Consider the following 13,234-nt stretch of genomic DNA (forward strand, 5'->3'; position numbering starts at 1 on the left):
GATTTCGAAAGCCCGGTCCATATCGTCGAGGCGGTGGTCAAGGTGAACGACAGCCGCAAGCGCGCGATGGGCCGCAAAGTCCTGCAGTCGCTGGGCGGTACGCCGAAGGACCGGACGGTTGCGCTGCTCGGCCTGACCTTCAAGCCCAATACCGACGACATGCGTGACGCGCCGTCGATCGCTATCGCGCAGGCCCTGCGCGATGCGGGGGTGACCGTGCGGGCGTATGATCCCGAAGGGATGAATCTGGCGCGCGCAATGATGCCCGAACTGACCTATTGTAACGACGCCTATGAAGCGGCGAGTGGTGCGGACGCGGTTGTGATTGTCACCGAATGGGACGCCTTCCGCGCGCTCGACCTCGCCAAGCTGAAGAACGTGATGGCTGCACCGGTCATGGTGGACCTGCGCAATGTCTATCGTCGCGAGGAGGTCAAGGCCGCCGGCTTCGCCTATTCCGCCGTCGGGTGCTGATCAGTCGAACGCCGCCCGGCAAGTTCAGTCCCCGATCGGGGACTCGCCGTGCTTGCGCAGCACATCGTTGAACGCCTCGGCCATCAGCGCCTGAAGGCTTCTGCCCTGGCGCCGTGCCAGCGTGTGCATCGCGAACGACATTTCCGGGCTGAAGAAGCCGGCGATCTGCTTGCGGCCGTGGCGGCTGGCGGGGCCGGTTGAGGCGATCATCGCCGCTTTGGGGGCCACGACCGGTGTCTGGGGAGAAGAGGCCAATGCAGCGGCCCCCGCGGTGCGCAAATTGGCGAAGCTGGGTTTGCGACTCATGCGGCGGTCCTCTTGCGGGTGGATTTTGGGGCGGACAGTGCGACCTGTCGACATGTCCACGCGTAGAGCTGTCGAATATCTTCTGCGGCCTTGCCGCCCGGTTCGTATTCCATCACCGTCCGCCCCTCCCCGCTCGCATGGCGGTAGACGGCCCGGTCCGGGATCTGGATCGGACAGGGCGGCGTGCCGAAGCTTTCCACCAGTTCGCCCGCTTCCTGGTAGATCCGCGGTGCGTTGGGCGATCCTGCGGTGAAGACGACATAGGCCGGTTTGCGCAGCAACTGGACCAACTTGGCGGTGGTCTGGATCGCCGACAGGTCGAAGGCGCTCGGGCGGCAGGGGATCAGCACCAGATCGGCGACCTCGACCGCGGCGCGGGCGGCGCTGTCGGCGTGGGGCGGCGTGTCGATCACGATCATCTCGGCCCCCTGCCCTTTCGCGGCCGCGACCTTGGCGGCGAGGCGGGGCGGCGGGCTGTCGATCACCTCGGGCGGCGCATCCTGGCGCCAAGCGGCCCATTGGCTCGCGGTCGCTTGCGGATCGGTGTCGATGATGAGCGCGATCCGGCCGGCGTCGTGGGCGGCCGCGGCGAGATGGAGCGCGAGGGTGGTCTTTCCCGCGCCGCCCTTCTGACTGATGATGGCGATGGTCGGCATGTCGATCTCTCTACGTGTCTACACGCCGACATGACAAGCCGGATCGAACGTTTTACGGACGATCACGAGGCTTTCCCCCAAGCTGCGATGCGGATCCGGCCAAGGCAATCGCTCTGGCGCCCTGTCGACAGGCAATGGTCCCCGGGTGGGCCGGACCGGTAACCGCTTGCTCCTCTCGGGGAGCATGTGGCGGCGTAGCCGACACTCCTGTCTTTGCCACGTGTGCAAGGTTGGTTTGGTTGGCGCTTGTGGCCTTCTTAAAGTTGCGTCGTCGGCAAGGACGACACCGGTTTGTCCTCATTTAATGAATCGACATGAGGTTGCGGATCATCATGAGACTCGCACGCGACGGCAGTCTCTCGCCCGTCAATCCGCGAGCCCAGCCGGGCAAGCGCCTTGCCGAGCAGCCCACCGACCGTCACCGCCGCCAGATCGCGACACGACAATGCCGCTAGCATCGCGTCATGGCTCTCCTTCCGCTCCGCCTCATGCTGGATCTGATCGTCCGGCAACGGCGCGGGTCGCATCCAGCGCGGCAGATAGGCGAGCACGCGCGCCGGCAGGAGCGCACGATAGGCGTTCGACGTCTGGCGGTAGCGCGGCCCCTCCCCTTCGACGCGCGTGAAACGACGCTGGCGGACAAGGAAACCGACGCGGTCGAGCGCATGCAGCGCGCGCGCGATCGTCGCGCGACCGAGCCCGGTCGCCTCGGCGAGCCAATCGTAGCTCGGGAAGACACGGCCCTGGTTGAGCCGGGCAAGCGTGCAGATCTCTTCATAGACGCGCACCGCCCCCGCGGTGAGCGCGGCGATCGCGCGTTCGGTCGCGGTCAGCGTGCGGGTGCCGGCGCGCTCCTCGCGACGCAGGCGACGGCCGGCGTCGAGCGCGCGGCGGCAGGCGCGCAGCAGTCGGTCGGGCTCGCCCGGCGCCGGCACCGCGAAGAACAGGTCCTCGAACGTCCCCGCCTCGATACTGTCGCGCAGCACCGGCGCACCGGTGCGATGCACACCGCCCGCTTGCCGCGGATGCGGCATACCATCTGACCGCCGCGGATGCGGCATATTCTCCGGACGCCGCGCACGCGCACGCGCGCCCTCGCTCGCCCGCGCCAGCACGCGTGCGCTCGCTTCCCCTAGGGTAAACGCCATCATCTTCCATCCCCTTGTGGGGCCGGGACCGGAGACGAAAAAATCCGTGGCGCGAAACGCGCATCCTTGAACCGGATTGGGTTCGGAGCTATTTGGAAAGCCGTGACCTGCTAAGTTTCACGTGTCGGGCATTTGGCGATGCCTGCTCTCTTGAACAGCTCTTTTGGGATGCCCGGCCTTCGTGCCGGGCTTTCCTTTATGTGGTCACGGCCGCATCCTGAACATCGCCGCGGCCGGCATGGCCACGTGTGCCATCTTTTTGCAGCAATGATCCAACAGCGGAAGCGGCTACGGTTCGTGCTTTCGAGTATTTAAACCGAAAAAGTTCGTGCTTTCGAGTAACAATTGCCCCGCGATTCGTGCTTTCGAGTAACAATGCACGCCATTTCATTCGTGCTTTCGAGTAACAATTGCCCCGCACCCCGCGAATCAGCCCGCGACGTCGGGTTCCGACTCGACTGGTGTCCCGGCGGGTGATTCGGCATCGCCCGCGCCGCGGCCGGCGGTCGCGTCGTTGAGCGTCTGCAGCGCCGGCACATGGGGCCTCGGCATGATCACCACGCGCGCCTGCGGTGCGCGCCGGCCGCGGCGCGGCGTGGCATCGCCCCCCTCCCCCGCCGTCTCCTCGACCAGCTCGAGGTGGTAGTCGGGGATGCTGTCGGTCGCGACGATCTGTTTCAGCGCCGCCTTGAAGTTCGACAGCGGGTTCTGATAGCCGATCTGCAGCCGGAAGGTCGCCAGATCGATGTCGAGCCCGTCGCCCTCGCAGGTCGAGCGTGCGACTTCGTAGATCCGCCGCTCGATCGGCCCCAGCTGGAAATAGGCGGCGGCATAATCGAGCACGTGGCGATCGAGCAGGATCGCGCGGAACAGCCAGTCGCATAGCCGCACCTTGACCGCCTTCAGCCGGCGTTCGCCGCTCTTGGTCTTGGTATAATGGAGTTTTGCTTCGGAGAGCCACGAGAAGAAGCCCTCCTCCCCCTCCCCGCCCGCTTCGATATTGGTCTTAATCTGCGTGCCCTGCAGCCGCTCGAGCGCCTCCGACAGCCGCCCGTAGGAGCGCGCCGAATGGTTGCTGCCGGTGACCGAGAACAGGTCGTGCGCGGTGAAGATGAAATCCTGCTCGACATTCTCCCCCGCTTCCAGCTTCGCCGCCATCAGGCTTGCGATGTAGAGCACGATCTCCTTGTCGTAGATCGTCGCGACGCCGCTCGCCGAGGGGCGCACCTCGATCGACACGGTCGCATGGTCGTAGGTCAGCGGCTTCATCCACGCGTTTTTGGAGAGCGCGAAGAAGGGAAACGCCATCAGCGACCGCTCGCCGCGGATCTCGCCGTGCAGCGGGCTGTCGAGCAGGAACAGATCGCCCTGCGGGATGCCGGCAGGCTTGCCGGATGGCGCGGGCGTGGAGCGGGAAGAGGTGGTCGAACGGGGCATGGTCATTTCCTACTCGAAAGCACGAACTTTTGGCACCCCAAGCTGGATTACCGAGGGAAAAGGGGTGCCGACATCCATCAGTTCGTGCTTTCGAGTAGGAAATGCCGCAGCCGGCGATAAGCAGGCGTTCCGCGTATCACCTGTCGATCTGTCGACATGTCGAGAGCAGATGTCACGAGATGGCGGTTACATGCCATCCCGGTTGACATGTCTACATGTCCATTGACCGACATGATGCTCGGGGTGGCCCGCGCGATGCCCCTTGACCCGCGGGCTCCCGCCGACGGATACATCCGACCATCGATGTGGGAGAGACCGGGCGAACCCGGCGCCGAAGGAGCAACCGCCCCGGAAACTCTCAGGCCAAAGGACCACAGCGGCGCCAGACCCCTGGCTGTACATCTGGAGAGTGGCGCCACCCGGCGTCCGCCGACGGGATAACGATCTCAGGCGCAAGGGACAGATGGGGCATGCAGGCCGGCGACGCCGGCGGAAGGACCGCATGCACACCGATCCCGTCACCGCACCGCTCGACCGCGACCTCGATCGCCCGATCAGCGTCGCCGAACTGTTCACGATCGGCATCGGCCCGTCGAGTTCGCATACCGTCGGCCCGATGCGCGCCGCGTTCGACTTTGCGCAGCGCGTGGTGGGGCAAGGGGCGCCGCCCCCGGTCCGCACCACCTGCGACCTCTACGGCAGCCTCGCGCTGACTGGACGCGGTCATGCGACCGACACCGCCGCGATCCTCGGCCTGGCCGGCTGGGAGCCCGAGCGGCTCGATCCCGATACTGCGCCCGCGATCCTCGCCGATATCGCCGCGCGCGGGCAGCTGCTGCTCGCCGGCCACCATGGCATCGCCTTCGCCGACGCCGACATCGTCTTCCACCCGCGGCAGTTCCTGCCCGAACATCCCAACGGCATGACCCTCACCGCGACCCGCGCCGATGGAAGCATTCAGGCCGAAACCTATTTCTCGATCGGAGGCGGCGCGATCCTGCGCAAGGGCGCGCCGGTCGCCGCGACCAATGTCGCGGTCCGCTATCCCTTTACCTCCGGCGCCGATCTGCTCGTCCTTGGCGATGCGAGCGGCCTGTCGATCGCCGACATGGTCCGCGCCAACGAGGAGGCGTGGCGCACGCCGGTGGAGACCGACGCCTTCCTCGATGCGGTACGCGCGGCGATGAGCGCCTGCATCGACCGCGGCATCGCGCAGGAGGGCGTGCTACCCGGCGGCCTCAGGGTCCGGCGCCGTGCGCATGCGATCGCGCAGGGGCTGACCGGCGACGTCCCCGGCAGCAACCCGGCCGAGGTGTTCGAATGGGTCAGCCTGTGGGCGCTCGCGGTCAACGAGGAGAATGCCGCAGGCGGCCGCGTCGTCACCGCACCGACCAACGGCGCGGCCGGCGTGCTGCCGGCGGTGCTGCGCTTCTACGAGACGCTGGTCGCGCGCGATGCGTCGGCCGAGGCGCGGGGGGAGGGGGCTCGCACCTTCCTGCTCACCGCCGCGGCGATCGGCATGCTCTACAAGAAGCGCGCGTCGATCTCGGCCGCCGAGATGGGCTGCCAGGGCGAGGTCGGCGTCGCCTGCTCGATGGCGGCGGGCGCGCTCGCCGCGGTGCTCGGCGGCAGCAACCGCCAGATCGAGAATGCCGCCGAGATCGGCATGGAGCACAACCTCGGCCTCACCTGCGATCCGATCGGCGGGCTGGTGCAGATTCCCTGCATCGAGCGCAACACGATGGGCGCGGTCAAGGCGATCAACGCCGCCTATCTCGCGCTGCGCGGCGACGGCAGCCACGTCGTAAGCCTCGATGCGGTGATCGAGACGATGCGCCAGACGGGGGAGGACATGCGCTCGCAGTATAAGGAAACAAGCCTCGGCGGACTGGCGGTCAATGTGGTGGAATGTTGACGATCCTACGTGTCGACATGTCGAGTTAGCGATGGTTCCCGTGCGATTGTGCGTCCGGTCGGTATTCCGTAGGGACCACCGGCATGACCGATACCGTGCTAACCCGACACGTCCTCCATCGCGGATGGCTGAGCCTCGTCATGCTGCGGCTGCGGCTCGGCGAGGTCGAGTGCGACCGGGCGATTGTCGAACATGTCTCTGGCGCCGCGGTCCTCGCCTATGATCCCGAGCGGCGGGTGGCGATGACGGTGCAGCAGACGCGGGATGCGGTGCTGCATCTGGCGCAACCCCGCTTCGCCGAAGCGATCGCTGGCGTCACTGAAACGGAAGACCCCGCCGAAACCGCGCGGCGCGAAGCATTTGAAGAAACCGGTCTGCGCCTGCGCCATGTCGTATCAGTGGGCCAAGTTTGGATGACGCCGTCGTCGACGACCGAACGTGTGCATCTATTTCTGGCCGAATATTGCCCCGCAGACCGCATCGGTGCGGGCGGGGGTGCGGTGGACGAGATCGAGACGATCGACGCGCGCGAAGAATCGCTGGCGACGCTCTGGGCCAATGCCGTCAGCGGAAAGGTGGGCGATGCCAAGCTGTTCATGCTGTTGCAGGCGCTAAAGCTGCGGCGGCCCGACCTGTTCGACCGCGGCGACGGACCGCGGCAATTTTAGGCTTCGATTGAGCTTGACTGGTGAACCGGTTATTCCACGATCCGCGCGCTCCCATGGGCGACGGTAAACAAGGTATGCGTTGGCATGTTGGGCGATGTGGACCCGCAGAATGTAGAGCGGGACGACGTGTCCGAACATCCAATCACAGATTTTCATCGCATGGGGTCCCGTTGGCGACCGCGTAGCGCGGTGTTGCAGTTCCGCGTGATATTGTATGCGCTGTGCGTTGATGTCGTCGCGATCTTCGCCGGGTTCATGTGCGCGGCCATACCCCGTTACGCCCTGTCCACCGACACCGGCTGGCTGGTCTTCACTCTCGTTCTGATCCCCCTGTATGCGCTGATTGCATCCAATCTCGATGCCTATGACACCACCAACCTCCAAGACCCGTTCCGGGCGATCCGTCGCGGGCTTCAGGCGCTGGTGCTGGCAGTCGGTCTCGTCATCCTCGCCGTCTTCTATCTGAAATCCGGGACGACGTTCTCGCGGCTAACTATCGGTATGGGATCAGCGCTGGCGATCACGTTCCTTGGCATCGCCCGCTATGTCTTTGTGCGCCATCTCAACCGGATCGTCGGCGGTAATCCCTTCAGCTCGATCTTGCTGCGCGACCGTGGGGCACCGATTCCGCCCGGAAATTTTTCGATGGTCATGGCCGCCGAATCTTATTTTGACCCGGAGGAACACGACCCACATATGTACGACCGGCTGGCGACGCTGATCGCCAGCGCCGACCGGGTCATCGTCACCTGTGCGCCCGAACATCGCATGGCCTGGGCGCAAGCGTTGCGCGGCGCCAACGTGCAGAGCGAAATCGTTGTCCCCGAACTGACCGCACTGGCGCCGCTGGGGCTCGGCCTCAATCGCGATGTTCCGACAATCATCGTCGCGGCAGGGCCACTCAGCCTGATGGACCGCAGCATCAAGCGGTCGTTCGACCTGATGGCGGCGGCAAGCGCGCTCATCGTCCTCGCGTTTCCGATGCTCGTCACCGCGATTGCGATCCGGCTGAACAGTCCGGGACGGATCCTGTTCAAACAAGTTCGGATCGGCCGCGGCAACCAGTTGTTCCGCATGTACAAATTCCGCTCGATGTATGTTCGTGAATTGGACGATGCGGGTCATCGCTCTACTGCGCGTAACGACGACCGGGTGACGGCGGTCGGCCGGTTCATTCGCAGGACTAGCATCGACGAGCTGCCGCAGCTCATCAACGTCCTGAAAGGTGACATGAGTATCGTGGGTCCGCGGCCGCATGCCCTGGGTTCGCGGGCGGCGGACAAATTGTTCTGGGAGGTCGATCAGCGCTATTGGGGCCGCCATGCGACGAAGCCCGGCCTGACCGGCCTAGCGCAGGTGCGCGGCTTTCGCGGTTCGACACTGATCGAGGACGATCTCAAGAATCGACTCAAGGCCGACCTAGAATATCTTGAGAACTGGTCGATCTGGCGGGACCTCAAGATCATCTTCCTGACCGTCCGCGTAATCTTCCACCGCAACGCATTCTGATGCGGACGTCGGCGGGTGGCGCGAAGCGCAATCCGCGCGACCCCATTTGTGATTGTACCTGCCGCCATGATGGTATTCTTTGGTAGCCGGCGCGAGCGGATCGTCGGCAGCACGACCACGAGCATTGCTCGTAGCCGAAGGGGTGGAGTATCCACTGCCTAGCGCGGAGTGTGGTGGTACAAGACGGCGTGCAGCGGTCGATTGCCGCCCTGCGGGATGCCACGGAACCGTAGACACGTTCCAAGGCATCTACTTCGATGCGATGTTCGTCACCACTTGAGCGGCAAGACAGCACGGCGGAGAATATCCGCGTCAACGCTCGACGCTGGCGAAGGCGCTGCCGGCGGCCAACAGACCAGCGATCGGGCCGATATCGGCACATACTTCATGGGATACTTCTCTCACATTGGCCTCCGGCATAGCCAAGCCAACCTGAATAGCAGGCGTATCCCAAAGCCATCGCAATACAATGCGCCTTATCGGCGCTATCCTGCCATCACACAGTCTAGGTTCACATTTGCTGCGGCAGGTTGATTCATCGACTGAATCAATCGCGCTCCGGTGATCCAAGAAATCCGTCGGACAGCCCGTCGGCACACGCCTAGAATCGCAGGCCATGGACACGCTGCCATTCACGCCTGTCGAGCTGATTGCCATCGATACCGCGCGCAACATCCGCCGGCGCTGGCGGGTCGCGGCGTATCGCGATCTGTTCGGGCGGGTGATGATCGAGACGGGCTGGGGCCGGATCGGCGGGCGGGGACGCGATCTGGTGCGCAGCTTTGCCAATGAGGACGCGGCACTGCGCTACGTGCGGGCGCTGCTCGCGCGGCGGGCAAGCGCGACGCGCCGGATCGGGGTGGGGTATCGGCCCACCAACCCAGCGCGTCGAGGTGTCGACATGCCTACAGGCCAAGCGCCGTCAGCACCTTTGCCCAGCTGACATATTTGAAGTTCTGCGTGTCGGGGGCGTTGTCGCCGTCCTGCGCCACCAGCAGCCCCTTGGGATAATCCGGGCCGAAGTCGCCGAGCGCCAGTTCGATCCCGTCGGTGTCGCTGGTGCCGTCGATCGCACCGCCACCGATACGGAAGCGACCGGCGTAGGTGACACCCGGGAGGCGGTAGAGCGTATAGGCGTTGTCGCCCTGGCTCGAGGCGACGAGATAGCCGCCGGTGCGGCCCTGCGGGGCAAGCGCGAGGCCCTCCGCGTCCGCCACCAAAGTCGTGCCGTCGACTTTGGCGATCGGGGTCGCCGTCGTCGGCGCGGCGGGGTCCGCGGCGAAGCGCCACAGGCCGACGTCCTCCTCGGCGACGTAGAGCAGTCCGGTGCGGTCGTCGACGACGCAGCCCTCCGCCTGGCTGGCGAGCTTCATGCTGCGCACCGTCGTGACCGCAGGGGAGGGCCCCGACAGGTCGATCGCGACCTGATCGATGCGGCCGTCCTTCAGCACGACGAAGCCGAACAGTGCCTTGTCCTTAGCGCGCGTCCACAGGCACATACCATAGGCCTCGCCGGGGCCGACCGGATAGCGACCGATCGGTACCAGTCGACGTGTCGACGTGTCGAGCGTGAACAGCGAGACGTGCGCCTGCGCGACATCGGCGCGGTCGCTCGCCGCGGCGATCACGCGCCCGCCGAGATCCCGCAGGTCGACGTTGTTGAGCCGCGCGGCCGGGGTAAAGGATACGCGCTTGCCCTTCAGATCGTAGACGTGGATCCCCGCCTTCTTGTCGGTGCCGATGACGAGGCTCTGCGCCGGATCGCGCGGGTTGCGCCAGATCGCGGGGTCGTCCGCTGCATCCGCGGCGGTATCGACCGGATCGGTTTCCGCGGTCGCGGCGACGTTCGGTGCGACCTGTGACGGTACGGGCGCTACCGTCGCGCAGCCGGCGAGCAGCAGGAAGGGGAGGGCGCGCCTCACAGCTTCACCCGCACACCGCCGAACAGCGTGTAGCCGAACTTTTCATATTCGTACGTCCGGTACCGCTCGCCGAAATAGCGCACGCCGGCGGTGTTGGTGAGGTTCTTGCCCTCGGCGAACAGGTTGATGCCCTTCATCAGCTGGACGCTGCCGGTGACGTCGAGCTGGCCGCGGCCCTCCCAATAGAGGTCGAGCGCGGGATTGTCGGCGTTGATCTCGTCGAGATAGTCGGACCGCTTGGTATAGGCGACGCGCAGGTTCACCGGGCCGCGCTCGTAGAAGACGCTGGCGTTCCACATATGCTTCGACTGGCCGGGCAGCGCGAAGCGGCTGCGGCCGGCATAGGTGGCGTCGAACTGCGCATCGCCCTTGGTATAGGTGTAATTGGCGAACACCCCGAAGCCGCCGAGCAGCCCGGGCAGGAACGACAATTGCTGCTGCCAGTTGACCTCGACGCCGTAGAGCTTGCCCTCGCGCGCGTTGACCGGGCGGCTGAAGATCGCCGGCAGGCCCTGATACGTGCCTGTGCTGTTTACCGTGTAGCGATAGTCGGTCAGGTCCTTGTAGAAGCCGTTGACCGCAATCAGCCCGAGCGGACGGATATAATATTCGAGGCCGGCATCGGCGTTGTTCGACAGCGTCGGGTCGAGGCCGGGCGCACCGAATTCGACGCGGACGGTATTGCCCTCGGTCGTCTCGAGCACGCGCGGGGCGAGCTGCGGGAAGTTCGGACGGTTGATCGCCCGGCTCAGGGCGGCGCGCAGGATCAGGTTCGGCGTGAACGCCTGGCGCAGCGTTAGGTTGGGGAAGAAATCGACATAGCCGCTCTTGCCCGATGCGGTGCTGACCACGCCGGTGCGCGAGACGACGGGCGCCTGGCTCTGGAAATTGGTCGTCTCGACGCGCAGGCCGGCGATCAGCGTCGTGCCGCCGCTGACATACTTGCCCATGCCGAACATGCCGAGGATCTGCTCCTCGGCGGTGTAATCGGCGGTCAGCGACTGCGGCAGGCGCCGTTCCGACGCCGCCTTGGTCGCATCGAAATAGGCGTCGGCGAGGCCGGTATCGATCCGCTTGCCGAGGTCATAGTCGAAGTTGCGCGAATCCTCGTCCGACAGGAAGCCCGCCAGCGTCTGGCTCGGCGCGGCAGCGGCGCGGCGATCGCGGAACCGCTCCTCGTCGGCGCTGATATGGCGTTCACGATACTTGCCGCCGCTCGAGAAGGTGAGGTCACCGACCGGCAGGTCCATGCGGACGGCGACGGTCAGTTCGTCGTTCTTCGTCGTGTTCGACCGGTAGGTGTTCTCGCGGAAGGCATAGGTGCCGGTCTGCAGATGCTGATTGCCAGTGAACAGCGAATAGGTCGGCAGGTTCGCGTTCGCGAAGTCATAGGACAATGTCGGGCGCAGCGTCGAACGGAACAGCAGCTCGTCGCGGCGCGGATAGGTCTGCGAACTCTCGCTATAGGCGACGTCGCCGCGGATCGTCCCCTCGCCGAGCCGCTGTTCGAAACCGCCGGTCGCGGTCCAGATCTCGTTGACCTGTTTGCGGTGGCGCACCTGCTTTTCGATACGGGTGTTGGCCCAGGTCGCGGCACGGTCGGTCGACCCCGCCTGCAGCGTCCCCTCGCTCCACAGGATGCCGATCCGGTCGCGGAATTCGTCGTCCTCGAACCGGGCATAGGTGCCGCGCACCCAGACCCGCGTCGCATCCGACGGGCGCCATTCGAACGCACCGGTGCCGGCCATGCGGGTCCGCTTGGTGTCGTAATCCTTGAACAGGGTTTCGGTGACGCGCAGCCCGGCGGGGGTCTGCGTCCAGGTATTCTCGACATTGTCGGGGCGGCGATGCGTGCGCGAATAGCTGCCCGACAGCAGCAGGCCGAACTGGCGATCGGCCCCGAACGTATCGCTGATCGCGCCCGAGCCGCGATAGTCGCTGCCCTTGCCGAACTGGTTGTAGCTCGCGCCCGCCATGCCGGTCAGCGCGAAGCCCTTGCGATCGAACGCCGATCGGGTCGTGATGTTGACCGCGCCCGCGATCGAATCCGCATCCTGATAGGGGAGCAGCGACTTGGTCACCTCGAGATTGGCGACGATGTCCGACGGCAAGGTATCGAGATCGACCGCGCGCGTCGACGGATCGACCGAGGGGATCTGGATGCCGTCGACCGAGATCGCGCTGAATTCCGACGGCGCGCCGCGCACGTTGATGTAGCGGCCCTCGCCCTGGTCGCGCTCGATGCCGACGCCGGGCGCGCGCTGCAGCGCCTCAGCGATATTGGGATCGGGAAAGCGGCCGATCGCATCCGCCGAGATGACCGTGATCGTATTGTCCGCCGAACGCTGCTGGTTGAGCGCGCGTGCGGTGTTGTCGAGCAGCGAGGCACCGGTGACGACGATGTCACCCTCATTGGCGCCGGCGGCAGGCAGGGTGAACGATATCGCGGTGCCGCGCTCGGTCGCGGTGACGGTGCGGGTGACCGGCGGGCGGCCGAGATAGTCGATCAGCAGTTCGACCGAACCGGTCGCATCCGGCGCGGCGACGGTGAATTCGCCCTGCAGGTTGGTGGTCGCCTGCGCACCGGTGGCCACGACGACGATGCGCGCGCCCGGCAGCGCGACGCCGGTCGCGTCATAGACGCGCCCCGACACGATCGGCCCAGGCGCGGCCGCACCGGCGGGGGAGGGGGCATCGGTCGCCGGATCGGACGCGGCGCAGGCCGGCGCGGCGGCAACGAGCGTGGCGGCGGCCAGTGCGATGAGCGAGGCCCCCGCGAACCCGCGGATACCGGGACGAATGACGTGCATGATGCTCCCCCTGAGCGATATGGGCGCCGACGCTCCCCGCGCCGGTCGTACGCCGATCCCGTGGCGGGGGTTTGTTACGTCAGGGTGCGATTATGGTGACGGGTTGATGACAGGGGGGATGCGGATCGGGCACATCCGGACCGGCACCGGACAGATCGGGGCGATGCAAATCCAGCCGATCCGCAGGCAACTTGCGCCTGGATATTGACCATGTCTCATCTGCCATGACCAACGTGCCAAAATGAATAAAAATCCCAAAAATATCAGGTTGCTAGATATCTCTATCGATGTTCTCTGTTGAGTCTGGCCTGGCTCGCAGGACACGGAGGATCGTCAATTGTTTGGCTTCCTATGCCGATTTGATATTCACCGCTGGCTGCGAAAACCGG

At 65.6% G+C, this 13,234-nt stretch carries 11 protein-coding genes and 2 riboswitches; of the genes, 5 read left to right on the top strand and 6 right to left on the bottom strand.

Going from position 1 to position 13,234, the window contains the following annotated elements:
- Nucleotides 1–474, top strand: a 474-nt coding sequence (locus tag AC1RTO_RS18390) for a UDP binding domain-containing protein (RefSeq protein WP_493162278.1), incomplete at its 5' end; no start/stop codon positions are given.
- Between the two features lie 24 nt (nucleotides 475–498).
- On the opposite strand, the gene AC1RTO_RS18395 is transcribed toward AC1RTO_RS18390, so the two are convergent.
- From AC1RTO_RS18395 to AC1RTO_RS18410, 4 genes are all read right to left on the bottom strand, one after another.
- Nucleotides 499–780, bottom strand: coding sequence for a ribbon-helix-helix domain-containing protein (locus tag AC1RTO_RS18395; RefSeq protein ID WP_493162279.1), 282 nt, complete (start codon nucleotides 778–780; stop codon nucleotides 499–501).
- The gene (gene parA, locus AC1RTO_RS18400; protein ID WP_493162280.1) at nucleotides 777–1,436 is read right to left on the bottom strand and encodes a ParA family partition ATPase; all 660 of its coding nucleotides are present in this window, start codon (nucleotides 1,434–1,436) and stop codon (nucleotides 777–779) included. The genes AC1RTO_RS18395 and parA overlap by 4 nt, the downstream gene beginning before the upstream one ends.
- Before the next feature lie 257 nt (nucleotides 1,437–1,693).
- Entirely contained in the window at nucleotides 1,694–2,587 is an 894-nt protein-coding gene (locus AC1RTO_RS18405; protein WP_493162281.1) for a helix-turn-helix domain-containing protein, read from the bottom strand.
- Between the two features lie 426 nt (nucleotides 2,588–3,013).
- A complete protein-coding gene (locus tag AC1RTO_RS18410) occupies nucleotides 3,014–4,021 on the bottom strand; it encodes a replication initiator protein A (protein WP_493162282.1) in 1,008 nt (335 codons plus the stop codon).
- A 296-nt stretch (nucleotides 4,022–4,317) separates the two neighbouring features.
- A riboswitch (glycine riboswitch) is annotated at nucleotides 4,318–4,405 on the top strand.
- 8 nt (nucleotides 4,406–4,413) lie between these two features.
- Nucleotides 4,414–4,494: riboswitch (glycine riboswitch) on the top strand.
- A 29-nt stretch (nucleotides 4,495–4,523) separates the two neighbouring features.
- Here AC1RTO_RS18410 and AC1RTO_RS18415 point away from each other — a divergent pair.
- The 4 genes from AC1RTO_RS18415 (at nucleotide 4,524) to AC1RTO_RS18430 (ending at nucleotide 9,056) form a co-directional block, all read left to right on the top strand.
- A complete protein-coding gene (locus tag AC1RTO_RS18415; protein WP_493162283.1) occupies nucleotides 4,524–5,936 on the top strand; it encodes an L-serine ammonia-lyase in 1,413 nt (470 codons plus the stop codon).
- Nucleotides 5,937–6,019: 83 nt separating this feature from the next.
- On the top strand, nucleotides 6,020–6,604 hold the full coding sequence (locus AC1RTO_RS18420) for an NUDIX domain-containing protein (protein ID WP_493162285.1): 585 nt from the start codon (nucleotides 6,020–6,022) through the stop codon (nucleotides 6,602–6,604).
- An 84-nt stretch (nucleotides 6,605–6,688) separates the two neighbouring features.
- Entirely contained in the window at nucleotides 6,689–8,113 is a 1,425-nt protein-coding gene (locus AC1RTO_RS18425) for a sugar transferase (RefSeq protein ID WP_493162286.1), read from the top strand.
- A gap of 616 nt (nucleotides 8,114–8,729) precedes the next feature.
- On the top strand, nucleotides 8,730–9,056 hold the full coding sequence (locus AC1RTO_RS18430; protein WP_493162288.1) for a WGR domain-containing protein: 327 nt from the start codon (nucleotides 8,730–8,732) through the stop codon (nucleotides 9,054–9,056).
- On the opposite strand, the gene AC1RTO_RS18435 is transcribed toward AC1RTO_RS18430, so the two are convergent.
- Together AC1RTO_RS18435 and AC1RTO_RS18440 are read right to left on the bottom strand one after the other, a co-directional pair.
- Complete coding sequence (locus AC1RTO_RS18435) at nucleotides 9,019–10,035, bottom strand: phytase (RefSeq protein WP_493162289.1); 1,017 nt, start codon at nucleotides 10,033–10,035, stop codon at nucleotides 9,019–9,021. The two genes, AC1RTO_RS18430 and AC1RTO_RS18435, sit on opposite strands and share 38 nt — an antisense overlap.
- Complete coding sequence (locus AC1RTO_RS18440; protein WP_493162291.1) at nucleotides 10,032–12,845, bottom strand: TonB-dependent receptor; 2,814 nt, start codon at nucleotides 12,843–12,845, stop codon at nucleotides 10,032–10,034. The genes AC1RTO_RS18435 and AC1RTO_RS18440 overlap by 4 nt, the downstream gene beginning before the upstream one ends.
- Nucleotides 12,846–13,234: the final 389 nt, after the last annotated feature.

Source organism: Sphingomonas sp. GW821-FHT10F09, from assembly GCF_058809195.1.

Coding starts and splice junctions, on each gene's coding strand:
- AC1RTO_RS18420 (WP_493162285.1), top strand. CDS start 6,020: ATGACCGATACCGTGCTAACCCGACACGTCCTCCATCGCGGATGGCTG.
- AC1RTO_RS18440 (WP_493162291.1), bottom strand. CDS start 12,845: ATGCACGTCATTCGTCCCGGTATCCGCGGGTTCGCGGGGGCCTCGCTC.
- AC1RTO_RS18430 (WP_493162288.1), top strand. CDS start 8,730: ATGGACACGCTGCCATTCACGCCTGTCGAGCTGATTGCCATCGATACC.
- parA (WP_493162280.1), bottom strand. CDS start 1,436: ATGCCGACCATCGCCATCATCAGTCAGAAGGGCGGCGCGGGAAAGACC.
- AC1RTO_RS18395 (WP_493162279.1), bottom strand. CDS start 780: ATGAGTCGCAAACCCAGCTTCGCCAATTTGCGCACCGCGGGGGCCGCT.
- AC1RTO_RS18415 (WP_493162283.1), top strand. CDS start 4,524: ATGCACACCGATCCCGTCACCGCACCGCTCGACCGCGACCTCGATCGC.
- AC1RTO_RS18410 (WP_493162282.1), bottom strand. CDS start 4,021: ATGCCCCGTTCGACCACCTCTTCCCGCTCCACGCCCGCGCCATCCGGC.
- AC1RTO_RS18405 (WP_493162281.1), bottom strand. CDS start 2,587: ATGATGGCGTTTACCCTAGGGGAAGCGAGCGCACGCGTGCTGGCGCGG.
- AC1RTO_RS18425 (WP_493162286.1), top strand. CDS start 6,689: ATGTTGGGCGATGTGGACCCGCAGAATGTAGAGCGGGACGACGTGTCC.